A 24,391-nucleotide genomic window follows, 5' to 3' on the forward strand; every position below is an offset into this window, starting at 1 on the left:
TCACCCCAGCGTCATCCGACAGATTCGGCGCGGGTGCCCCGAAAGCGAAGGTATTTCCATGCCTACCGTTCGCTTTCATCTCCAGTCCACCCTGACCCCCGCCGAGGTCGTGCGGGTACTCACCGACTTCGGACCCACCCGCACCGAGTCATGGCCGACCATCGACGCCGACCACTTCACCGTCCACGCCGGCGGCGAGAACTGGGCCGAGGTCACCGAGGGCACCGCCGCCGCCTGGGAACGCGCCCGCTACGACTGGGACCCGGCCGGCGACACCGTCACCATCACCACCCTCGATTCCAAACTCTTCGGCCCCGGCGGCGGCTGGATCTTCCGCGCCACCCCCGACGCCTCCGGCACTCGCGTAGACGTCGAACTCACCCGCACCCCGGCCACTTTCAAGGGCAAGCTACTGGCCGCCCTGCTCCCGCTGGTCGGCCCGTCCTCCCTGCGCAAGTCCTTCGCGGGCCCGCTGCGGGCGGCGGCGTGATGGCGGCCCCGCACACGGCGGGCCTCGCGCCGCTCGCCCCCGGTGTCCACACCTTCGATTCCGACGGCGTCACCCAGCGCTATCACGTGTACGGCAGCGGCCCGGTCTGCCTGGCCCAGCCCGGCGGTCCGGGAATCTTCTGGGAATACCTGCGCATGCCGGAGCTCGAACGCCACCTGACCATGGTGTACGTCGAAGCGCTCGGCACCGGCGCATCCGGGCGGCTGCCGGCGCATCCGCACGGGTACACCCGGGAGCGTTACAGCCTTGCGCTGCAACGGATCATCGAACACCTGGGCGTGCCGCAGGTGTACCTGTTCGGTCATTCGCACGGGGCGTTCGTCACCGCCTACCACGCGATACACCGGCCGGAGCGGCTCGCGGGCATCGTGCTGTACGAGGGCGCGCCGGTCACCGGTCCTGAACACGGGGCCGAGGCCGCCCGCCGGCTCCAGGAGTTCGCCGCCGCCCACGCGGATCGCCCGGAACTGTCCGAGGTGCTCATGGCTTTCGCTGCAATGCAAGACATTTCGAGCGATGATCAGACCCTCGCGGTGGCCCGCGGCGTGCTGCCCTCCTACTTCGCCGACTACTGGGGCGATGAGCCGCGCTGGTCGGCGTTCCGGGAAGGCATTCGGGCGAGCTACATCTCGGGTGCGCACGCCGACGGCTCACCCGATCCGATCGACGACCGCGCCGACCTGCCGAAGCTGAGCGTGCCGGCGCTGATCGTGGTGGGCCGCTTCGATGTCATCTGCGGTCCGCGCTGGGGAAATGAACTGCACGAACTGATCCCGGGTTCGCGCCTGCTGATGCTGGAGCACAGCGGGCACCTGGGGCATCTGGAAGAACCGGCGCGCTTCACCGACGCGGTCCGGGAATTCGTTCTCACACCGGGAAGATGATCGCCATGCCCTCGTTCGATGCGTTCCGCAAGGGCGGCCGGTACAGCGGGACAACGGCTTTCGCCGGTCCGGTCGTCCTGTGGATCTGGGCGGAACTCGCCGTACTGCACGGGCGAGGGCCCTCCGTCCGGGATCTGCTCGGTTAGCGATCCGCTGTAAACCACCACCGGCCACGGGCTTTCGTGGCCGCTGCGTGCCGAATCTCCTGAAAGGCTCGAAATGAACACCGCCACCGTGGCGCTACCCGCTGCCACCTCCGGACGCTCATCCGTCATCCGCCTGTCCCTGATCCGCGGCCTGGTCGCGCTGGCGTGGGCCGCCGCTTTCGCCGCTGCTCACGAGCCCTTGAATGCCGTCGTGCTCACCCTGCTGGTGACCTACCCGCTCATCGACGCCGTCTCCTGCGCCATCGACTTCGCCGCGGTGCCCGACGGCTCCGAACGCCGGATCACCGCGCTCAACGGCATATTGAGCACGGTCGCCGCCGTCGCGGTGGGCGTTGCCGGAACGGTGGGCGGCGTCCCCGTCGTGCTGGCCGTATTCGGGGTCTGGGCCAGTCTCTCCGGCGCGACCCAGCTGGCCGTCGGCATCTATCGGCGTGGGCCGGTCTTCGGCAAACAGTGGCCCACGCTGATCTCCGGTGGCCTGTCGTTCCTCGTCGGTGTCACCTACGTGGCACAGGCCACCGGAGCCGCGCCGTCCTTGGCGGTGCTGGCCGTCTATGCCACCGGCGGCGGCGTGTTCTTCGTCGTCCAGGCCGCCCTGCTGGCCTGGAAGTCCCGGTCGGTCAGCTGACCGGGGTGCGGACGGCGGCGGCCAGTTCGGTGCTGCGGGCCCGGACGGCCGCCAGCCCGATTGCCGGGTCCGGCGCTTCCAGCAGATCGCGGACCAGGCGGGAGCCCACGATGACGCCGTCGGCGAAGCTCGCCACCTGGGTCGCTGCGTCGGCATCGGAGATTCCGATGCCGACGCAGACCGGGAGCTCGGTCAGTGCGCGCAGGCGCTGGACCAGGGTGTGGGCTGCCGCGTCGAGCGTGGCCCTGGTGCCGGTGACGCCCATGGTCGAGGCGGCGTACACGAAACCGGTTCCCGCCGAGGTGATCTCGGCCAAGCGCTCCGTGGTGCTGCTCGGGGCGACGACGAAGACGGTGGCCAGGTCGTGGGCGGCGGCGCTGCGCCGCCACGCCTCGGACTCCTGAACCGGGAGGTCGGGCAGGATGCAGCCCGCACCGCCCGCCGCGGCGAGTTCGGCGGCGAAACGTTCGACGCCGTAGCGCTCGACCGGATTCCAGTACGTCATCACCAGAATCGGTTTGCCGGTGGCCAGATACGCCTCCCGGACGGTGCGCATGACGTCCGCGATTCGTACGCCGGCCCGCAGTGCGTGCCCGGCGGCGGTCTGCACGACGGGGCCGTCGATCACCGGATCACTGTGCGGCAGGCCGACTTCCACGATATCGGCCCCGCCCGCGACCACCGCTTCGACGGCCGCGATACCGCCGTCCACGCTGGGATAGCCGGCGGTCACATAGGCCACCAGCGCGGCCCGGTTCTCACGGCGGGCGGTCTCGAGGGTATCGGTCAGCAGTCGCAGGTTCCCGTTCGTCATGCGCGCACCTCCGCCTCGCGACCGGCGAAATACGCTGCGGCCGTTTCCATATCCTTGTCACCGCGCCCGGACAGATTCACCAGGATCAATCCCTCCGGTCCCAGTTCCCGGCCGACCTCGAGCGCCCCGGCCAGGGCGTGCGCGCTCTCGATCGCGGGAATGATGCCCTCGGTCCGGGACAGCAGCCGGAAGGCATCCATGGCCGCCGCGTCGGTGATCGGCCGGTATTCGCCGCGGCCGCTGTCGTGCAGGTACGAATGCTCGGGGCCGACGCCCGGATAGTCGAGTCCCGCCGAAATCGAACAGGCTTCGATGATCTGACCCTCGTCGTCCTGCAGCACATAGGACCGCGACCCGTGCAGGATCCCGGGCTCGCCCGCCGACAGGGACGCCGCGTGCTCCCCGCTCGCGATGCCGTGCCCGGCCGCCTCACAGCCGATGAGCCGCACGCCGGGGTCGTCGAGGAAGGCGTGGAACAACCCGATCGCGTTCGATCCGCCGCCCACACACGCCACCGCCGCATCGGGCAGCCGCCCGGTCCGCTCCAGCAGCTGCCGGCGCGCCTCCACCCCGATCACCCGCTGGAAATCGCGGATCATGGCGGGGAACGGATGCGGCCCGGCCACCGTCCCGAAGATGTAGTGCGTGCTGTCGGTATTGGCGACCCAATCGCGGAAGGTCTCGTTGATGGCGTCCTTGAGCGTGCGCGACCCGGACGTGACCGGAACGACCTGTGCGCCCAGCATTTCCATGCGCGCCACGTTCAACGCCTGCCGCCGGGTGTCCACCTCGCCCATATAGACCACGCATTCCAGCCCGAACAGCGCGCACGCGGTGGCGGTGGCGACGCCGTGCGAACCCGCGCCGGTCTCGGCGATCACGCGCGGTTTGCCCATGCGCTTGGCCAGCAGCGCCTGACCCAGCACATTGTTCACCTTGTGCGAGCCGGTGTGATTGAGGTCCTCACGCTTGAGGAAAACCCGTGCGCCACCGGCATATTCGGCGAAACGGGAGGCTTCGGTCAGCGCGCTGGGCCGACCGGCGTAGTCGGTGAGCAGCGCCTCGAGTTCCGCGACGAAGGCGGGATCGGTTTTGGCTTTGTCGTAGGCGGCGGCCACCTCGTCCACGGCGGCGACCAGCGCTTCCGGAATGAATTTACCGCCGTACCCGCCGAAATATCCTTCCGGATCGGGTAATTGGCCCTCGGGGGCCGGGACGAAGAAATGATCGGTCATGGTTCGGCTCACTGTGCGGCCGGGGCGTGCCCCGGCGACCGGACTGGGAGAAGTCACGACGAGCACGCACATACCGCACGCGGAATCCGCTGTGGCAGCGGTCATCCCGATGCGGGGACGGCGGGGACGGACCGCGCGCGGCGGTCTCAGTTACCCCGGAGGATGTGCGGCTCGCGGAGCCATCGCATCCCGTTCACCTGACCGGGTTCGGAGCCGATCACGTACCGCACCCGGCGGCCGTGCACGCGTCGCGCCGGCGCGCGGCAGCCGCGCGGGCGGCAACCGGGTGCGAGACGGACGGCGATCGACATGAGCGCACTATAACCCGTTTGCCGCGAGGCGTCCGCGCAAGGGTTCTACGCTGGGTGAATAGGGCTGGGCGGCAACGAAACCGGGGTGCCTTCCGCCGGCCACGCACCCGTCACAGAACCGGGCTAAGATCCGCGCACCACTGGATCGCGCCAAGGTTTGACACCGCTCGGCAGCATGGAGGAGAGAGGAGCGTTGTCATAACGCTTCGGATTTGGCTGAGCAGCGCCGGCGCGGCGTCTGCGCAGGTTATGCGGTTGTTGCGGGAGAACCCCGATCAGGTCGACGTCACCGTCTACGCGAGCAATATCGATCCCGGGGCGGTGGCGCTGTCGGTGTGCGATGTGGCCGAGCTGGAACCCCGGCACGTCAGCGACGAGGAGTACGCGCGCTTCGCGCTCGACTTCTGCCGCCGCCATCGCATCGACGTGCTCATTCCGCCTCGCCGGCTGACCGCGCTGGCGGGCCGGGACATGGATTTCGCGGCGGTCGGCACCGCCGTCATGTGCTCGCCGCGCGCGGCCGTGACGGCGCTGACGAGCAAGGTTCGCACCTACGAAATGGCCGGTGCGGCAGGCATTCCGGTGCCGCCCTGGCGGGTGGTCTCGACCGCCGAGGCCTTCCGCGCCGCGGTCGCCGAACTGTCCCTCACCGACGACAAACTGTGCATCAAACCCAGCGGCGAGTACTCCGCCTTCGGCTTCCGCATCCTCGACGACGGCCCGCTCTCCATGGCCACCCTGCTCGCCCCGCCGCTGCCCGTGGCGTCGGTGGACGCGGTGGCCGGGGCGCTCGCCCGCGCCGCCGAACAGGGCGGCCCCGTCCCCGAACTCCTCGTCATGCCCTATCTGGACGCCCCCGAGATCAGCATCGACTGCCTCTCCGCCCCGGGCGGTGAACTCCTGATCGGCATCCCGCGCTCCAAACAGGGCCGCTTCCGCATGCTCCTCGACAATCCCGCCGCCCTGGACATCGCCGCCCGCCTCGTCAAACACTTCGAACTCGCGTACCTGACCAATATCCAACTCCGCCACCGCAAAGGCGAACCCGTCCTCCTGGAAGCCAACCCCCGCCCCGCCGCCGGCCTCTTCCAATCCGCCCACGCGGGCGTCAACCTCCCCTGGGCCGCCGTCCGCCTGCTGCTGCAAGGCGATCCGGGCATCCGCCGCCCACCCCGGCTCGACGTTCGCCTCGCGGTAGCCGAAGCCGTCATGGAAGTACCGAGTCGAGCCCGGGCCGAATTAGAACCTGTTCTATATTCGGGGTAACCGTTCCGGCGATCCCTCGGGAGTTCAGTACATGTACCAGTGGTCCGACGAAGACCTGATGTTCCGTGACGCGGTGCGCGGGTTCATCGACAAGGAGATCAAGCCTCACGTCGAACAGCTGGAGAGCGGAGCGCTGCCGCCGTTCGACATCATTCGCAAGCTGTACGCCACCTTCGGGCTGGACGAGATGGCGCGCGAGGGGCTGGAGAAGGCGTTCGCGCGCGAGGAGGCCGGGACCACCGGCAAATCGGGCGGCGGGTTCAGCGGGTCGGGCAGCATGGGGGTCATCCTCAACAGCGAACTGGCCGGGGTCAGCCTCGGCCTGGTCGCGTCCATGGGCGTGAGCCTCGGGCTGACCGTCGGCACCATTCGCACCCGCGGCACCCTGGCCCAGAAGAAGCGGTGGCTGCCCGAGCTGGTCACCATGGAGAAGGTCGGGGCCTGGGCCATCACCGAACCGGATTCGGGCTCCGACGCTTTCGGCGGCATGAAGTCGTATGTGCGGCGGGACGGGGAGGACTACATCCTCAACGGGCGCAAGACCTTCATTACCAATGGGCCGTACGCCGATGTCACCGTGGTCTACGCCAAGCTGGACGAGGAGGACGGCACCGATCGCCGCGATCGCAAGGTGCTGACCTTCGTGCTGGACAAGGGCATGCCCGGATTCGTGCAGAGCCCGGCGTTCAAGAAGATGGGCATGAACTCCTCGCCCACCGGCGAACTGTTCTTCGACAATGTCCGCATCACCCCGGACCGGCTGCTCGGCGAGACCGAGAACCCGGCCAAGGGCGACGGGAAGGACAGCGCCAAGGAATCTTTCGCGGCCGAGCGCATCGGCATCGCGTCGCTGGCGCTGGGCATCATCAACGAATGCCACCGGCTCAGTGTCGATTACGCCAAGTCGCGCAAGCTGTGGGGCAAGGAGATCGCCCAGTTCCAGCTCATCCAGCTCAAACTGGCCGAAATGGAGATCGCGCGCATCAATGTGCAGAACATGGTCTTCAATGCCATCGAGCGCACCGCGGCGGGGGAGAAAGTGTCCCTCGCCGAGGCGTCGGCCATGAAGCTGTACTCCTCGCGCGCCGCCACCGAGGTCGCCATGGAAGCCGTGCAGCTCTTCGGCGGCAACGGGTACATGGCCGAATACAAGGTGGAGCAGCTGGCCCGCGACGCCAAGTCGCTGATGATCTACGCGGGCAGCAATGAAATCCAGGTCACCCACATCGCCAAGGGCCTGCTCGCCCGTTGACGGCGGACCGGCACGGCATCAGCCGCAGCTGGTGCCGTTCGCCGCGTCCTTGATGCCCGCCTCGGTGGCGGTGCGGTCCGCTTCGGAGGTGGACGCCCAGCTGGGGGACTGGCGCATGGTCGACAGCAGTTCCTCGGCGCCCTGCTCCGGGGTCCAGCCGGACCCGGAGTTCTTGGCCTGTTCGCGCAGCGAGGTGAAGAAGGCCGTGAACTGCTGGCACGCCTTGGCACGGGCGGGCGAGGCGGGCCCGGCGGCCGTCGTCGCGGTGGCCGGTGCGGCGGTCTCGGTCTTCGAGGCGCACCCGGTGAGGGCGGCGGCGAGCAGCAGGGTGGCGACGAGCCTGGTCATTATCGATCTTTCCCCTTGATGGCGGCTGCGGGTCACGAGCCGGACCGCGCCGGATCAGATTGCGGCACAGTGCGTGTCGGTCGATGGCCGCCGCGTTTCCACTGCGTTTCGAAGCGCTCGAATCGCCGATCCGGTGCTGGTGAGCGGGATTCCGCGACCTTTTCTGTTACTCCTGGTAGCGACAAAAATCACGCCGGTCCTTCCGATTCGCGAGAGTGGCTACATTCCGGCTATCCATGGGCGTCTGACCAGGAGTGCGGTACGCCGACATCACATGCCGTGCCGACCTGTGGTCTCATATGTGCTCAACGCCCCAAAGATCGATGTCTTCTCGACCGTCGGTTTCCGTGCCAGAGCGGCGCAACCCGCGGGCTTGTGATGAGAGGACCGCAGTACCCGGATGGATAGAGCTCGTCGTACCGTCCGAGATCGTGGCCGTCGCAAGGCGGGTAACCCACTGCTGGTGCAGTTACTGACCGGCACGGTCGAGGCGTCGGCGGATTCGATTGCCATCAGCTATGACTCGACCGGGCGGGCGGGCGATCGGCGCGAGCTGACCTATCGGGAACTCGACGAGCGGTCCTCGCGGCTGGCGCGGGAGCTGATCGCCCGCGGCATCGGTCCCGGCGCGGTGGTCGCCATCGGTTTCACGCGGTCGATCGAGTCCGTCGCGGCGGTGTGGGCCGTCGCCAAGACGGGTGCGGCGTACGTGCCCATCGATCCGAACCTGCCGGCCGAGCGCAGCGCGTACATCGCTACCGACTCACGGGCGGTGCTCGGGCTCACCGATGCGGCTCAGCGGGAGCGGTTCGGTTCCGATATCGACTGGCTCGAACTCGACGACCCCGAGTTGGCGGCGGCGATCGCGGCCCGGCCCGCGCATCCCATCTCCTATCTCGACCGGGTGCGCACCCTCAACGATCAGCATCCGGCCTATCTCATCTACACCTCCGGCTCGACCGGCCGCCCCAAAGGCGTCGTGGTCACCCACGCCGGGCTGGCCGCGCTGGTCGCCGCCACCCGGGAGCGCTACGGCGTGCACGCCGGGGCGCGGGTGCTGCACGTGTGCTCGCCGAACTTCGACGTCTCGGTGCTGGAGTTGCTGCTGGCCTTCGGTTCCGGCGCGACCCTGGTGATCGCCCCGCCGACGGTGTTCGGCGGGCCGGAACTCGCCGAACTGCTGCGCCGGGAACGCGTCACCCACATGCTCATCACGCCCGCCGCGCTGGAGACCGTGGATCCGGACGGCCTGGACGCGCTGCGGGTGGTGGTCGTGGCGGGCGACGCCTTCGGGCCCGGGCTGGTCGAACGCTGGTCGGCGGGGCGGTCCTTCTTCAATGGCTACGGGCCGACCGAAGCCACCATTCTGGCGACCACGAGCGCCGAAATGGTTGTGGGAGAGCCGATCACGATCGGCACGGCGCTGCCGGGCATCGGCGCGATGGTGCTGGATACGCGTCTGCGGCCGGTGCCCGCAGGCGTGATCGGCGAGCTGTATCTGTCCGGACCCGCACTAGCGCAGGGCTATCTAGGCCGGCCGGGGCTCACCGCCGAACGCTTCGTGGCCGATCCGCACGGCGGCGGGGCGCGCATGTATCGCACCGGTGACCTGGTGCGCCGCCGGCCCGACGCCGCGATCGAATACGTCGGGCGCTCGGATTTCCAGGTGAAGATCCGCGGTTTCCGGATCGAACTCGGCGAGATCGACGCCGTGCTGGCCGCGCATCCCGATATCGAATTCGCCGCCACCCTCGGCCGGGTCGCGCCGTCGGGTGCGACCGCGCTCGTGTCGTACGTATTGCCGCGCAACGGGACCGAAGTCGATGCCGCGGAGCTGACGCGGTATGCGGGCGCGACGCTGCCGGGCCATATGGTGCCGTCCGCCGTCATCGCGCTCGAGGCGATCCCGCTGACCCCCAACGGCAAGCTCGACCGGCAGGCGCTGCCCGAGCCGGTGTTCGAGGCGGCGGCCTCGCGCGCTCCGGAAGGCCCCGTCGAAACCCGGCTGGCCGAGCTGTTCACGCAGGTCCTGGGTGTGGAGGTCGGGGCGGAGGATTCGTTCTTCGCGGTCGGCGGCGACAGCATCCTGTCGATTCAGCTGGTGTCGCGGGCGCGCGCGGCGGGAATCCTGTTCACCCCCAAAGACGTCTTCGAACATCGCACCGTGGCCGGGCTGGCGCGGGTCGCGGCGACCGGTGGCGAACCCGTGGCGAACCTGACGGAGCTCGCGGGCGGCGGAGTCGGCGGCATCCCGTTGACGCCGGTGCTGGCGGGTCATCTGGCCGGTGGGCGATCGTTCGGGCGGTTCACCCAGCAGATGGTGCTCGCATTGCCCGAGTCGATCGAGCGGGCGCAGGTGCTGACGGTGCTGCGCGCGGTGCTGGATCACCACGACATGCTGCGCGCCCGGCTGCGATTCACCGGCGATGTGGATGGGGCCGGGGGCGGCGGACGGTGGGAGCTGCTGACGCTGCCGCCGGGCGCGGTCGATATCGAAGAGCTGCTGGTGCGAGTCGAGGTCCCGGCCGGGCGAACCGTCGACGAGCTGGGTGAACTGGCCGGTGCCGCAATGGATTCCGCCGTCGGTGCGCTGGATCCGGCGGCGGCGCGCATGATCGCCTTCGCCTGGCTGTCCCGCCCGGACGGCCCGGACGCTCTGCTCGTCGCCGCGAATCACTATGTGATCGACGGTGTTTCGTGGCGGGTGCTGATCTCGGATCTGGTGACGGCGTGGGCGCAGCACGCCAATGGCCAGCCGATCGATCTGCCCGCGGTCGGCACGTCGTTCCGGCGGTGGGCGCACGGTCTGCGCGATGCCGATCGCAGCGCCGAATTGCCTTACTGGCGTGAGGTTTCGGCCGTGTCGGACCCGGTGCTGGGTGCGCGGGCCCTCGATCCGGCCATCGACACCGCGGCCACCGTGCGCCACTTCAGCGTGGCGGTGACCCCCGAGATCACCCGGGCCGTACTCACCGAGCTGCCGGCGCTGTATCGCGGCGGAGTCAATGACGCCCTGCTCGCCGCCCTCGCCATGGCCGTGCGGTCGTGGCGCGCGGACCGCGGCATCGACGCGCCGGCCACGCGAATCAGCCTGGAGGGCCACGGCCGTGAGGAGCAGGCCGTGCCCGGCGCGGACCTCACCCGCACCGTCGGCTGGTTCACCACCATGTATCCGGTGGCGCTCGACCTGACCGGCCTCGATACCGCCGCCGCCTGGGACGGTGGCGCTGGAACGGCCGCGGTGCTCAAGCGGGTGAAGGAGCAATTGCTCGCCGTGCCGGACAACGGCATCGGATACGGCATCCTGCGGTATCTCGGCGACGCGACCGCCGGGGAACTCGACGGTTCGCTCGGCCAGATCGGGTTCAACTATCTCGGCCGGATCGCCGCCGGGGGCGTGCCGGAGGAGCTGGCCGACGGCGGCTGGCTGCCCACCGGCGAATGGGGCGAGCCCGCGGCCGGACAGGATCCGGCGCTGCCCGCCGCGGCGGTGGTGGACATCAATGCGATCGTCACCGAAACCGACTCGGGCGCACGGCTTTCCGCCTCGTTCACCTATGCCGGTGAGATTCTCGGTGAGGACGAGGTCCGAGCCCTGGCCGATTCCTGGACATCCGCGCTGGCGCTGTTCGCCGGGCACGTGCGGCATCCCGCCGCCGGTGGTCTCACCCCCGCCGATGTGCCGCTGATCCGGACCACCCAGGCGGAACTGGACGCCTGGCACCTGGACCATCCCGGCCTGACCGACGTCCTGCCGCTGTCCCCGCTGCAAGCCGGATTGCTGTTCCTGGCCCAGGTTTCGGCGGAATCCGACCCGTACCTGCTGCAATGGGCGATGGAACTGTCCGGGGTCGTGGATCTGGATCGGCTGCGGCGGGCCGCGCAGGGCATGCTGGACCGGCACGCCATCCTGCGCACCGCGTTCGGCTCCGCGGCCGACGGCACCCCGGTGCAGCTCGTCACCGACCGGGTGCCGGTGCCGTGGCGGGTCCTCGACATCCCGGACATCGATCCCGCGCCGCTGCTGGCGGCCGATCAGCGCACCGGATTCGATCTCGGGATCGCGCCTTTGCTGCGATTCACGGTGTACCGCACCGCATCCGGGCGCACCCATCTCGCGCTGACCGCGCACCATCTGTTGCTCGACGGCTGGTCGATGCCGCTGCTCATGAAGGAAATCCTGGTTTCCTACGCCATGGACGGGGATGCGCTGCCGCGTACCCGGCCCTACCGGGACTACCTGGTGTGGCTGGCGGGTCAGGACCGAGATGGCGCGCTCGGCAAATGGCGTGCCGCGCTGACCGGGGTCACGCCGACCCGGCTGGCCACCGCGCTGGTCCCGCCCGCGCTGCCGGAAGCTGGGCACGGCATTCGCACCGTGGAGCTTTCGGGCGCCGAAACCGAAGCGCTGCTGGCCTTCGCCGGTGCGGCCGAGGTCACCGTCAATACGGTCGTGCAGGCGGCCTGGGGTCTCACCCTCGCGGCATGCACGGGTGGCTCGGATGCGACCTTCGGCGCGGTGGTGTCCGGACGGCCGCCGCAGCTCGACGGCATCGACGATATGGTCGGCCTGTTCGCGAACACCATTCCGGTGCGGGTGCGGTTCGCGGCGGACGAGCCGGTCCGGGAGCTGGTGAAACGGCTTCAGTCCGAACAGGTTTCGCTGCTCGACTGCCATCACCTGGGCTTGGCCGATATCCAGCGCGCGGCGGGTGCGGGCGAGCTCTTCGACACCATGCTGGCGTTCGAGTCCTATCCGGTCGATACCGAGGGGCTGCGGGAGGCGTACGGCACCATCGATGGCCTCGAGATCAGCGATGTGCAGGCCGTCAACTTCACGCACTATCCGGTGGCCGTCGAGGTCGAGCTGGGTGCGCGGCTGCGGATCGCGGTACAGCACCGGCGCGATATGGTCACCGGCGCTACCGCGCAGGCGCTGGCGGAGCGGGTGCGGGCGCTGATCGGCGAATTCGCCGCCGCGCCGGAGCGGACGCCGGCGGAGCTGGACGAGGTTCTCGACGGACGTCATGACCTGATCGCGCAGACGCGGTATTGGCGTAATGCGCTGGCGGACTTGCCGGATGGGCTGAATCTGCCGGTGGACTGGCCGCGGTCGGGTGTTGCGGACCGGTCGACGGTTGAGCGCGTCGTTTTCTCGCTCGATGGCGAACTGGCCGACCAGGTACGGGAGTTCGCGGGAGGCCGGGACACCACCGTATTCACCATCGCGCATTCGGTGTTCGCGGTGCTGCTGGCTCGGTTGTCGGGTACCGGTGATATCGCCGTCGGCACGTACTCGGATACCGCGAACACGCTGGTGCTGCGGCTCGCCGTGACGGGGGATGATTCCTTCGAGAATCTGGTCGCGCAGGCGAAAGACGTTGCGCGGCACGCATTCGAGCGTGCGGGTCTGGCGTACGAGGAGCTGTCGGCACTGCTCGGCGCGCGGGACGGGCACCCGATGGTCCGGACCATGCTGACCGTCGACGCGCGGCCGGACCTGGAGCCCGGGGTGCTCGATCTCGCTCTGCACATCCAACCCGACAGCGGCGCAGCGGAATTCAGCTATGCGGCCGAACTGTTCGACCGGCGCACCGTCGAGGTGTTCGCCGAACGATTCACCCGACTGCTGGCCGCCGCCGTGCAGCGCCCGCAGTGCCCGATCGGCGATCTGCCCCTGCTCGGTGACGACGAACTCGCGCGGCTGACGCGGGTCTGCCCCGATGCCGTCATGGCGACCGGAATGCTGCCGGACCTGCTGTCCCAGGGCGTCGCCGCCGGCCGGGACCGGGTGGCGGTGCGTTATCGCGGCCGGTCTATCACCTACGGCGAACTCGATTCGCGCAGTTCGCGATTGGCCCGGGTGCTGATCCGGCGCGGCGTCGGCCCGGAAACCCTGGTCGCCGTCGGGCTGCCGCGCTCCTATGAACTGGTGCTCGCGGTGCTGGCCATCGCCAAGGCGGGCGGCGCGCACGTCCCGATCGATCCGGGCTACCCGGCCGAGCGGATGCGGCACATGGTCGCCGATTCCGGTGCGGCACTCGGCATCACCGACACCGAATACGCCGAGCGGCTGCCCGGCGGAACCGACTGGCTGCTGCTCGACGACGCCGCCACCGCCGAACTCTGCGACGCTCAGCCCGACGCGCCCGTGACCGATGCGGAACGCCTTGCGCCCCTGCGCATTCAGCATCCCGCCTATGTCATCTACACGTCCGGTTCGACCGGGCTCCCGAAGGGCGTCACCGTCACGCACGGCGGCCTCGGCGGGCTCGTGGCCGAAGCCGTCCGCCGCTACCGGCTCGAACCGCACCACCGTTTCCTGCACATCTGCTCACCGAGTTTCGATCCCTCGGTCCTGGAATGGCTGTGCGCCTTCTCCGTCGGCGCGACCCTGGTCATCGTGCCGCCCGCCATCGTCGGCGGCGCCGAGCTGGGCGATCTGCTGCGCGACGAGGCCGTCACGCACGCCATCATCACCCCGGCCGTGCTCGGCACCGTCGATCCGGCCGGACTCGACCACCTCGAGGTCGTCTCCGTCGGCGGCGACGTCACCACCCCCGAACTGCTGGCCCGCTGGCAGCCGGGCCGCAGCTACTTCAATGCCTACGGCCCCACCGAGACCACCATCATCTCGACCTATGCGGAATTGACCGCCGGGCAACGCATCACGATCGGCGAACCCGTCACCGGCATGTCCGCACTGGTGCTCGACGCCCGCCTGAACCCCGTCCCGCCGGGTGTCGCGGGCGAACTGTATCTGGCAGGCGGGGGCCTGGCCCGCGGCTACCGCAACCGAGCCGGTCTCACCGCCGAACGCTTCCTCGCCGACCCCTGGGGTGGACCTGGTGCACGCATGTACCGCACGGGCGACGTGGTGCGCTGGATCCCGGCACCCGTCTCCGCAGACACGGATGCCTTCGGTTCCATTGCCGAAGATGTGAGCGCTGCCGCGAGCGGGAATCGCGTTGCACCGTCGGCACATTGGCGGCTCGATTATGTGGGACGCAGCGACGCCCAGGTGAAGGTGCGCGGTTTCCGGGTCGAACTCGGTGAGATCGATGCGGTATTGGGTGGTCACGAGGATGTCGGTTTCGCCGTCACTCTCGGCGCGACGCTGCCGTCCGGGGCAGCCGCGCTGGTGTCCTATGTGCTCGCGGCATCGGGCGAACAGGTCGATACGGCCGGGCTCATCCGGTATGCGGAGGGCATCTTGCCCGCGCATATGGTGCCGGCGGCCATTGTTGTTCTCGACGAGCTGCCGCTGACGTCCAACGGCAAGCTGGATCGAAAAGCTCTGCCGGAGCCGGTTTTCGCTACGACGGTCAGCCGTGCTCCGCAGGGGGCGGTCGAATCGGAACTGGCCGCGTTGTTCGCGCGGGTGCTCGGGGTGCAGTCGGTGGGCGTGGACGATTCGTTCTTCGCCATCGGCGGCGACAGCATCATGTCCATCCAGTTGGTGTCGCTCGCCAAAGCGGCCGGGATCGCCTTCACGGCGCGCGATGTGTTCGAGCAGCGGACGGTCGCGGCGCTGGCACGGGTCGCGTCGGTGGGGGAGAGCGCGAAGCCGATCGTGTTGGCGGAGTTGCCGGGTGGCGGGATCGGCGAGGTGCCGCTGACGCCGGTGCTCGCCGAGTTCCTGGCGACCGGTTCGTCCGATCGGTTCGCGCAGACCATGGTGCTGGCGCTGCCCGAAGGCATCGACCGGGCCGGGTTGATCGCGACGATTTCGGCGGTGCTGGATCGGCACGAGGTGCTGCATTCGCGAGTCCGGCGCGACGGGACCGGGTGGCGGTTCGAGGTGCTGCCGCGCGATCCCGCCGAGACCGGCGAGCTGATCGCCGAAGTCGAGATCGCCGAGGCGGTGACGGGCGCGGAGCTGTCTCGAATCGGTAGCAGCGCAATGGATTCCGCCCTCGACCGGCTCGACCCGGCCGCCGGCCGCATGATCGCCTTCACCTGGCTGCGCCGGGCCGGGGCCCGCGATGTGCTGATCGTGGCCGCGCACCACTATGTGATCGACGGCGTCTCCTGGCGCATCGTGATCCCGGACCTGGCGGTGGCGTGGGCACAGCACGCGGCGGGACAGCCCATCGCGCTGCCGCCGGTCGGCACCTCCTTCCGGCGCTGGGCACACGGCCTGGTCGAGACAGCGGCGCAACGAACCGGCGAAATCGGTTACTGGCAGCGCATTCTCGCCACCCCGGACCCTCGGCTCGGCGGTCGCGACCTCGATCCCGCGCTCGACACCCACGCCACCGTGCGATCGGTCTCCGTGCGGATTCCCGTCGAGGACACCGAGGCCGTGCTGACGCTGCTGCCCGCGCTGTATCGCGGCGGCGTCAACGACGGCCTGCTCGCGGCGCTCGCACTGGCGGTGCGGATGTGGCGGTTCCGGCGCGGAATCGACGCCCCCGTCACCCGTATCCGGCTCGAAGGGCACGGGCGCGAGGAAGCCGCGGTGCCCGGCGCGGATCTGACCCGCACCCTCGGCTGGTTCACCAGCATCCATCCGATCGCGATCGATCTGTCGGCCGCGCCCGCCGCTGCCGTGGACTGCGACGGCACCGCCCTCGCGACGGTGCTGAAGTCGGTCAAGGAACAGTTGATCGCGGTGCCGGACAAGGGCATCGGCTTCGGTCTGCTGCGTCACCTCCATCCCGAATCCGCCGGCCTGCTCGCCGGTGACATCGCGCAGATCGGCTTCAACTACCTGGGCCGCACCGGCGTCCCCGCCGACCTGACCGACCAGAGTTGGCTGCCCACAGCGGATCTGGGCGAACTCGACTACGAATACGATCCGGCGCTGCCCGTCGGCACCGTACTCGACATCAACGCGATCACCGCCGACACCGCCGCCGGGCCACAACTCGAGCTGTCCTTCGGCTACGCGAGCGGCATTCTCGACGAGGCCGCCGTCCGGGAACTCGCCGACGATTTCACCACCGCGCTCACCGCCCTAGCCGCGCACGCTCGCACCCCCGGAGCGGGCGGCCTGACCCCGTCGGACGTCCCGCTCGTCAAGGTCTCCCAGACCGAGCTGGACGGTTGGCGGCGCACCTATCCCACGCTCACCGACGTCCTGCCGCTGTCCCCGCTCCAGGATTCCCTGCGCGTGCTCATGGAACTCCTGGACGGTTCGGTCGACGCCTACATCATCCAGCTGGCCGTGCAGCTGACCGGCGATCTCGACCTCGAGCGCCTGCGCCGCGCGGCCCGCACCCTGCTGGACCGGCATGCCAACCTGCGCGCCGCCTTCGTCCCCGCCGCCGACGGCACCGCCGTGCAACTCTTCCTGGACCGCGTCGAAATCCCGATCGAACTCGTCGAGGTCCGCGCATCCGAGCTCGCCGATATCGCCGCCGCCGAACAGCGCCGCGGCTTCGACCCCGCTGTCGCACCGCTGCTGCGTATGACGGTGTGCCGCACCGAGACCGGCCGCATCGATCTGCTCCTCACCGGCCATCACATGCTGCTCGACGGCTGGTCGATGCCGTTGCTGATGAAGGAACTCCTGGTCCTGTACGCGACCGGTGGCGATGCTGCGCCGCTGCCCGCCGTGCGCCCCTACCGTGACTACCTGCACTGGCTGTCGCGCCAGGATCGCGCGGCCGCGACCGCGGCCTGGGCCGAGGTTCTCACCGGGGTCACCCCGACCATGCTCACCCCCAGCCTGGCCTGGCCCGCCCCGGACGGCAACGGCTTCGGCCGCTACGACTTCGAACTCACCCCCGCCGAGACCGCGGCCCTCACCGCGCACGCGGCCGCCGCCGAAGTCACCGCCAACACCCTCGTCCAAACCGCATGGGGCCTGACCCTGGCCGCCGCCACCGGCCGCGACGACATCGTGTTCGGCGCGACCATCTCCGGCCGCCCCGCCCAGCTCGACGGCATCGGCGAAATGATCGGCCTGTTCGTGGACGCCATCCCCGTCCGCGTCCGGTTCGCCGACCAGCCGCTGCCCGCCGTCATCGCCGGCCTGCAAGCCGAACAGGCCGCCCTCCTGGATCACCACCACCTCGGCCTCGGCGCCATCCAGCGGGCCGCCGGCCTCGGCGAACTCTTCGACACCATGCTGGTTTTCGAGTCCTACCCGGTGGACGCCGAAGGTCTCCGCCAGGCCGGGACGGCGATCGACGGCCTGCGCATCGAAGACGTCCGCGGCGACGACTCCACCCACTACCCGATCACCGTCATGGTGTTCCTGAACGCCACCCTCCTGGTCCAGGTGAAATACCGCCGCGACCTGGTCGCCGACGACACCGCCCGCGCGGTCGGCGAACGCCTGCGCCGCGCCCTCGCCGAACTCCGCACGGCCACCGGTTCCGCCGCCGACATCCCGGGCCGACTCGACACCGAATCCGACGACTCGATCACCCGCACCCGCTACTGGCGCACCGCCCTGTCCGGCTTGCCGGAGCGGCTCGAGCTACCCTCGGGTCGCTCGGGCGGAGTATTCCTCGATTCCCCTGGGCGACTGGCCTTCTCGATTCCCGACGAGGTGCAGCAGGGCCTGCGGCGGCTGGCGGATACGGCCGGTGTCAGCTGGACGTCGGTGGTCCGCACCGCGCTGTCGGCACTGCTCGGCCGGCTGGCGGGCACCGATGACATCGCCATCGGTTCCCCGATCACGGGCGACCAGGCAGAACTGGTGCTGCGAACCCGCGTGGATCAGCACGCGCGCTTCATCGACCTCCTACCGGCGGCCCACGACATCGAACGTCGCGGATTCACCCACGCCGGAATCCCTTTGGACGACCTGGCCACCCTGCTGGGCGCGGGCCGGCCACTAGATCAGCATCCGCTCTTCCATGTGACGCTAGCCTTTCCGAACCAGCCGGGACACGTGCAGCAGGTGCATCGGCCCGCTTCGGCCACTGCTCGTCCGGCCGAGCCGGCACTGTCGGTCGCTGTCATCGCAGGCGAATCGTCCGGCGGGCATGGCCGGATTTCCTTCGCGCGCAGCCTGTTCGACGACACCGAGGCGCAGGCGTTCGCCCGGCGCTTCGTGCGTGTGCTGGCAGCGGTTGCGGACCGGCCTGACACTCGGGTGGACGAGTTGCCATTGCTGGGTGCGGATGAGTACCACCGGCTCACCCGCATGGGCGGTGGTCTCCCGGCCGAAACCGGATTCCTGCCCGACTTGCTCACCCGCGGTATCGATTTCGGCCGCGACCGCATAGCCGTCCGCGACGCCGGCCGCACCCACACCTACGGCGAACTCGACGATTTCTCGAGCCGCCTCGCCCGCGTCCTCATCGAACGTGGCATCGGCCCGGAAACCGTAGTGGCACTGGCCATGCGCCGTTCCTACGACATGATCGCCGCCATCTGGGCGGTCGCCAAGACCGGCGCGGCCTACCTGCCCATCGACCCGTCCTATCCGGCCGAGCGCGTCCGCTACCTGCTCGCCGATTCGGCGGCGGCAGTGGGCATCACGGTCGCCCGGCACGCGGATCTGCTGCCGGGCAGCGCGGCACGGGCAGGCGAGGCGACGGACTCCGGCGAGCGGTCCGGTGGATCCGCCGGTGCGGTGGATTGGCTGCTGCTCGACGCACCCGAACTGCTCGCCGATTGTGCGGTGCGCTCGCCGGCAACGGTGACCGCTGCGGAGCGGACCGCGCCGGTGCGGGTGTCGAACCTGGCGTACGTCATCTACACCTCGGGTTCGACCGGGATGCCGAAGGGCGTCACCGTCACCCATGCGGGTCTCGCAGGGCTGGTCGCGCATTCGGCCGAACTGCTGCGGCTCGAACCGGATTCGCGGATGCTGCACGTCTGTTCGCCGAGTTTCGACCAGTCCCTGGAAGAGATCGCCACGGCCGCGTACCGCGGGGCGACGCTGGTGATCGCCGATCCCGAGATCGTCGGTGGCGCGGAACTGCACGACCTGCTGCGGCGGGAGCGGGTGACGCACACCATCATCACCCCCGCGCTGCTCGGGACCATCGAACCGGGTGGGCTGGATGATCTGGCGGTGGTCTCGGCGGGCGGTGAGGCCACCACGGCCGAGCTGCTGGCGCGGTGGCAGCCGGGGCGGCGGTTCATCAACGGATACGGGCCCACCGAGGCGACCATCGGGGCCACCTATACGACTTTGGTCGCGGGACAGCAGGTCTCGATCGGCCGTCCCGTGCCGGGTGGATGGGCGCTGGTGCTCGACGCCCGGTTGCGGCCCGTGCCGCCGGGGGTCGTGGGTGAGCTGTATCTGTCCGGCCCGGCGCTTGCGCGCGGGTATCACCTGCGCACCCGGGCGACCTCGGAGCGGTTCGTCGCGAATCCTTGGGGGCCGCCCGGCGACCGCATGTACCGGACCGGCGACCTGGTGCGGTGGGCCGCGGGGACGGCCGGTGAGACCCTGGAGTACCTGGGGCGCACGGACTTCCAGGTGAAGATCCGGGGCTTCCGGATCGAACTCGGCGAGATCGACGCGGTGCTCGCCGCCCATCCGGCCGTCGAGCAGGTGGTGACGGTGGGGCGTGAGAACCCCAACGGCGTCACCGTATTGGTGTCGTATGTGGTCGGTGAAAACCTCGAACCGGCGGATCTGACCGAGTGGGCGGCTCGTACGCTGCCGTCGCATATGGTTCCCGCCGCCGTCGTGGTGCTCGGCGCGCTGCCGTTGACGGCGGTGGGCAAGCTCGATCGAAAGGCGCTGCCCGCACCGGAATTCGCGGCGCGGCCGTTCCGTGAACCGGCGACCGACGCCGAGCGGACCGTGGCCGGTGTCTTCGCGGACGTGCTCGGATTCGGCGACGCCACCGGGCCGCGTGCGGTCGGCGCCGACGACGACTTCTTCGCGCTCGGCGGCAATTCGCTGCTCGCCACCCGTGTGACCGCACGCCTCGGTATGGCGGTCGGCGCTCAGGTGCCGGTGCGGATGCTGTTCGCTGCCCCCACCGTCGCCGGATTGGCCTGTGAGATAGCGAAACTCGGCGGCGAGCGCGGCCGCCCGGCGCTGGTGGCGTGTGTGCGGCCGGAGCGGATTCCGTTGTCGCCCGCGCAACGGCGAATGTGGTTCCTCAACCGGTTCGACACCGGCTCCACGGCCTACAACATTCCGGTGGCCATCCGGCTGACCGGTGCGCTCGACGTCGAGGCGATGCGGCTGGCGTTCGCCGACCTCGTCGAACGGCACGAGATCCTGCGCACCGTGTACCCGCAGACCGCCGGCGGACCGGTGCAGGTCGTCTTGCCGCCCGGCGACTCCGAGGTTCCGGCGCTCACCGTGGACACGGTCGGCGAGGTGGAAGCGGCCGTGCTGGCGCTGGCGTCGACGACCTTCGACGTCACCGCCGAAGTGCCGGTGCGGGCCGCACTGTGGCGAGTCGGCGACGATGATTTCGTGCTGGCCATGGCGGTCCACCACATTTGCGCCGACGGCTTCTCCGGCGGGCCGCTGACCCGGGATCTGGTGTCCGCGTACGTGTCTCGCGCGGCCGGGCACGCACCGGCCTGGGCGCCGCTGCCCGTGCAGTACGCCGATTACGCGCTCTGGCAGCACGCCCTGCTCGGTGACGAGGACCAGCCGGGCTCGATCGCGGCCGCGCAGATCGCCTACTGGCGCGAAGCGCTCGCCGGCCTGCCCGATCAGCTGGAGCTGCCGCGCGATCGGCCGCGACCGGCCGTGCAGTCCTACGCGGGCGGCCGGGTGGAAGTGGGCATCGACGCGGCCACCCATGCGGCGCTGATGGAATTGGCGCGGGCGCACGGCGCGACGCTGTTCATGGCGGTGCACACGGCGTTCGCCCTCACCCTGGCCCGGCTCTCGGGCAGCAGCGACATCGCCATCGGCACGCCCATGGCGGGGCGCGGCGCGGCGGAACTGGACGATCTGATCGGCATGTTCGTCAACACCCTGGTGTTCCGGACCCGGGTGGACGCGGCGGCCGGATTCGCGGAACTGCTGGAACGCCAGCGCGATACCGATCTGCAGGCGTTCGCGCACGCCGACGTGCCGTTCGAGCGGCTGGTCGAGATCCTGAACCCGGCGCGTTCGACGGCGCGGCATCCGCTGTTCCAGGTCGGCCTGTCCTTCCAGAACCTGGCGCCGGTCGCCCTGGACCTGCCGGGATTGAGCGTCGCGGGGCTGTCGCTGGATCGGCAGTTGTCGCAGTTCGATCTGCATTTGATCGTGGCCGACGCCTACGACGAGCAGGGCGCGCCGACGGGGATCGGCGGGTACCTGACCTATGCGACGGACCTGTTCGACGAGTCGACGGTGCGCGGCTTCGCGGACCGGTTCCAGCGGGTGCTGGCGGCCGTCGTCGCCGATCCGCGGCAACCGGTCGGTGCGATCGAACTGCTCGCGCCCGCGGAACGCGAACGAATCCTGCTGGCGTGGAACGACACCGCGCGCCCGCTGCCGCGAGCCGACGAGACCACGCTGGTATCCCTGCTGGACGCCACCGTCGCCGCCGCACCCGACGCGGTCGCGCTGATCGCCGCGGACGGCAGCCGCCTGACCTACCGGGAACTCGACGCCCGGGTCAATCGCCTCGCCCGCGCGCTCATCGCACTCGGCGTCGGACCGGAATCGCGGGTCGCGCTGGCCATCCGGCGATCGGTGGACCTGGTCGTCGCCATGTACGCGGTGAGCCGGGCCGGTGGCGCGTACGTCCCGGTGGACCCCGACCAGCCCGCCCAGCGCTCCGGGCACATCCTGGAGACGGCCGCGCCGATCTGCGTCTTGACCGACACCGCAACGAATTTCGTGACCGACGCGGCGACGGTGCTGAACGTGGAGCGGCTGGATCTCGAGCGGCTGGACTCCGCTCCGATCACGGACGCCGACCGCCGTGCGCCCTTGCGCGCCGCGCACACCGCCTACGTGATCTTCACGTCCGGATCCACCGGCCGACCCAAGGGCGTCGCCGTCTCGCACGGCGCGATCGTGAACCAATTGCTCTGGAAGACAGCGGAGTTCGGCCTCGGCGGTGACGATGCCGTACTGCTGAAAACAGCGGTGACCTTCGACCTGTCGGTGTGGGAATTCTGGTCGGCCGCGACCTGCGGCGGCCGCCTGGTGATCGCCGCACCGGACGGTCACCGCGATCCCGCCTACCTCAACGCCCTGATGGCCCGCGAGTCCGTGACCACCCTGCACACCGTGCCCGCCATGCTCGATGCCCTGCTGACCGGCCGGCTCCCCGATTCGCTGCGCCGGGTGCTGGCCATCGGTGAAACCCTGCCCGCCGCCCTGGCCCGCCGATTCGCCACGGCCGCACCGCACATCGAACTGTTCAACCTGTACGGCCCGACCGAGGCCGCGGTATCGATCACCGCCCAGCGGGTACGCGATACCGCCGCCCCCGCCGTGCCGATCGGCGGCCCGGTCTGGAACAGCCAGGTCTATGTACTCGACGCCCGCCTGCGACCGGTCCCGGCCGGCGTCGCGGGGGAGCTGTACCTGTCCGGTGCGCAGCTGGCCCGCGGCTACTTCGACCGCGCCGACCTCACGGCGGAACGCTTCGTCGCCAATCCGTTCCAGCCCGGCGCGCGGATGTACCGCACCGGCGACGTGGTCGCCTGGAATGCCGACGGCACCATCGACTACCGGTGCCGCACCGACTTCCAGGTCAAGATCCGCGGCTTCCGCATCGAACTCGGCGAGATCGACGCGGTACTGGCCGCCCACCCGGCCGTCGACTTCGCCGTCACCGTCGGCCGCGAGAACAGTGCGGGCGCAACCATACTGGTGTCCTACGTGGTGGCCGCGCCGCACGCCACCGCCGACCCGGACCGCCTGCGCGAGCACGCCGCCCGGGCGCTGCCCGCGCACATGGTGCCCACCGCGATCGTGGTCCTGGACGCGGTCCCGCTGACCCCGGTCGGCAAACTCGACCGGGCCGCGCTGCCCGCACCGGCGCTCGCGGCCCGGTCCTACCGCGCGCCGCGCACCAGCCTCGAGACCACGGTCTGCGATATCTTCGCCGAGGTCCTGTGCGTGGATCGGATCGGCCTGGACGACAACTTCTTCGAACGCGGCGGCAACTCGCTGCTGGCCACCAAGCTGGTGGCGCGCTTCAGCGCGGCGATCGCCGAACCCGTGCCGGTCATGTGGGTGTTCACCGCACCCACCCCGGCCGCGATCATCGGCGAACTGCGCACCCGCGGCAGCGAAAGCACCGGCCCGGACGCCGCTTTCGACGTGCTGCTGCCGTTGCGCGCCGGGGACGGCGCCGTCCCGCCGCTGTTCTGTGTGCATCCCATCGGCGGCATCGCCTGGTCCTTCGCGGGGCTGGCCGCGCACCTGCCGCCGGGGCAGCCGCTCTACGGCCTCCAGTCCCCGGCGCTGAGTTCGGCGGCGCCGCTGCCGGATTCGATCGAGGACTGGGCGCGCCTGTATGTGAAGCACATTCGCTCGGTGCAGCCGGAAGGCCCCTACCACCTGCTGGGCTGGTCCCTCGGCGGCATTCTCGCGCACGCCATGGCGGTGCAATTGCAGAGCGAGGGTGCGGAAGTCGCCGTACTGGCCCTGCTGGACAGCCGCCTGCCCGGCACCGGCACCGGCGCCGGACCGGTCCAGGCCGGCGCCGTCACGGTCGCCGACCTGCTCGGCGGGCTCCTGGGCGAGCAGGCCGCCGCGCTGGGCCTGGACGACATCGCGGATCTCGATCAGCTGCCGCAGCGATTGAGCACGCTGCCCGAGCCGTTCGCCGCCTTCGGGCCCGCCCGCATCGAGCGGGTGGTCGCCGCCGCCGTCGCCTCGGCCGCCCTGGCCGCGGACTACCGTGCCGAACCGTTCGCCGGTGACCTCACCTACTTCACCGCCGCCGCGGACGACCCGACCGGATCGGTGAACGCCGACACCTGGACCGGCGCCGTCACCGGGCGCATCCACAACCATCAGGTCCCGGTGACGCACTGGCAGCTGACCAGCGACACCGCGCTCCGGCACATCGCGCGCGTGCTCGGCGAGCCACCGGCCGTCGAAAGCCTGTGCGCGGGAACGGAGTCCAACCTGCCCGGCTGA

The 24,391-nt window shown here is 70.1% G+C and carries 11 protein-coding genes; 7 read left to right on the top strand and 4 right to left on the bottom strand.

What is annotated here, in order from left to right; translation table 11 throughout:
- The first annotated feature begins 58 nt into the window (after positions 1 to 58).
- The 4 genes from NY1_RS00620 (at position 59) to NY1_RS00630 (ending at position 2,190) form a co-directional block, all read left to right on the top strand.
- Positions 59 to 490 (top strand): SRPBCC family protein, encoded by a 432-nt coding sequence (locus tag NY1_RS00620; protein ID WP_067706575.1) that lies wholly within the window; start codon positions 59 to 61, stop codon positions 488 to 490.
- The gene (locus NY1_RS00625) at positions 490 to 1,395 is read left to right on the top strand and encodes an alpha/beta fold hydrolase (RefSeq protein WP_067706578.1); all 906 of its coding nucleotides are present in this window, start codon (positions 490 to 492) and stop codon (positions 1,393 to 1,395) included. Before NY1_RS00620 ends, NY1_RS00625 begins: the two co-directional genes overlap by 1 nt.
- Before the next feature lie 5 nt (positions 1,396 to 1,400).
- Complete coding sequence (locus NY1_RS42560) at positions 1,401 to 1,541, top strand: hypothetical protein (protein ID WP_157575171.1); 141 nt, start codon at positions 1,401 to 1,403, stop codon at positions 1,539 to 1,541.
- 73 nt (positions 1,542 to 1,614) lie between these two features.
- A complete protein-coding gene (locus tag NY1_RS00630; RefSeq protein ID WP_067706581.1) occupies positions 1,615 to 2,190 on the top strand; it encodes a hypothetical protein in 576 nt (191 codons plus the stop codon).
- On the opposite strand, the gene trpA is transcribed toward NY1_RS00630, so the two are convergent.
- The 3 genes from trpA to trpM form a co-directional block, all read right to left on the bottom strand.
- Positions 2,183 to 3,004: a tryptophan synthase subunit alpha gene (gene trpA / locus NY1_RS00635; RefSeq protein ID WP_067706584.1), complete on the bottom strand. Its 822-nt coding sequence runs from the start codon at positions 3,002 to 3,004 to the stop codon at positions 2,183 to 2,185. The genes NY1_RS00630 and trpA overlap by 8 nt on opposite strands.
- Complete coding sequence (gene trpB, locus NY1_RS00640) at positions 3,001 to 4,239, bottom strand: tryptophan synthase subunit beta (protein ID WP_067706587.1); 1,239 nt, start codon at positions 4,237 to 4,239, stop codon at positions 3,001 to 3,003. Before trpB ends, trpA begins: the two co-directional genes overlap by 4 nt.
- 146 nt (positions 4,240 to 4,385) lie before the next feature.
- On the bottom strand, positions 4,386 to 4,550 hold the full coding sequence (gene trpM / locus NY1_RS45350) for a tryptophan biosynthesis modulator TrpM (RefSeq protein WP_157575172.1): 165 nt from the start codon (positions 4,548 to 4,550) through the stop codon (positions 4,386 to 4,388).
- Positions 4,551 to 4,805: 255 nt separating this feature from the next.
- On the opposite strand from trpM, the gene NY1_RS00645 reads away from it, so the two are divergent.
- Positions 4,806 to 5,816, top strand: coding sequence for an ATP-grasp domain-containing protein (locus NY1_RS00645; RefSeq protein ID WP_067707731.1), 1,011 nt, complete (start codon positions 4,806 to 4,808; stop codon positions 5,814 to 5,816).
- Between the two features lie 31 nt (positions 5,817 to 5,847).
- Positions 5,848 to 7,068 carry an acyl-CoA dehydrogenase family protein gene (locus NY1_RS00650; protein WP_067706590.1) on the top strand — a complete coding sequence of 407 codons (1,221 nt, stop codon included), beginning with the start codon at positions 5,848 to 5,850 and terminating at the stop codon, positions 7,066 to 7,068.
- Between the two features lie 18 nt (positions 7,069 to 7,086).
- Here NY1_RS00650 and NY1_RS00655 read toward each other — a convergent pair whose 3' ends face one another.
- Positions 7,087 to 7,416 carry a hypothetical protein gene (locus NY1_RS00655; protein WP_067706593.1) on the bottom strand — a complete coding sequence of 110 codons (330 nt, stop codon included), beginning with the start codon at positions 7,414 to 7,416 and terminating at the stop codon, positions 7,087 to 7,089.
- A 463-nt stretch (positions 7,417 to 7,879) separates the two neighbouring features.
- Between NY1_RS00655 and NY1_RS00660 the strand changes: the two genes are divergently transcribed.
- Positions 7,880 to 24,391: a non-ribosomal peptide synthetase gene (locus NY1_RS00660; protein ID WP_067706594.1), complete on the top strand. Its 16,512-nt coding sequence runs from the start codon at positions 7,880 to 7,882 to the stop codon at positions 24,389 to 24,391.

This window comes from Nocardia yamanashiensis NBRC 100130 (assembly GCF_001613325.1).
Classification (GTDB): Bacteria; Actinomycetota; Actinomycetes; order Mycobacteriales; family Mycobacteriaceae; genus Nocardia; species Nocardia yamanashiensis.

What these genes read in the sequence shown, in the direction of transcription:
- NY1_RS00620 (WP_067706575.1), top strand. Translation starts at nt 59, where the DNA reads ATGCCTACCGTTCGCTTTCATCTCCAGTCCACCCTGACCCCCGCCGAG.
- NY1_RS00625 (WP_067706578.1), top strand. Translation starts at nt 490, where the DNA reads ATGGCGGCCCCGCACACGGCGGGCCTCGCGCCGCTCGCCCCCGGTGTC.
- NY1_RS42560 (WP_157575171.1), top strand. Translation starts at nt 1,401, where the DNA reads ATGCCCTCGTTCGATGCGTTCCGCAAGGGCGGCCGGTACAGCGGGACA.
- NY1_RS00630 (WP_067706581.1), top strand. Translation starts at nt 1,615, where the DNA reads ATGAACACCGCCACCGTGGCGCTACCCGCTGCCACCTCCGGACGCTCA.
- trpA (WP_067706584.1), bottom strand. Translation starts at nt 3,004, where the DNA reads ATGACGAACGGGAACCTGCGACTGCTGACCGATACCCTCGAGACCGCC.
- trpB (WP_067706587.1), bottom strand. Translation starts at nt 4,239, where the DNA reads ATGACCGATCATTTCTTCGTCCCGGCCCCCGAGGGCCAATTACCCGAT.
- trpM (WP_157575172.1), bottom strand. Translation starts at nt 4,550, where the DNA reads ATGTCGATCGCCGTCCGTCTCGCACCCGGTTGCCGCCCGCGCGGCTGC.
- NY1_RS00650 (WP_067706590.1), top strand. Translation starts at nt 5,848, where the DNA reads ATGTACCAGTGGTCCGACGAAGACCTGATGTTCCGTGACGCGGTGCGC.
- NY1_RS00655 (WP_067706593.1), bottom strand. Translation starts at nt 7,416, where the DNA reads ATGACCAGGCTCGTCGCCACCCTGCTGCTCGCCGCCGCCCTCACCGGG.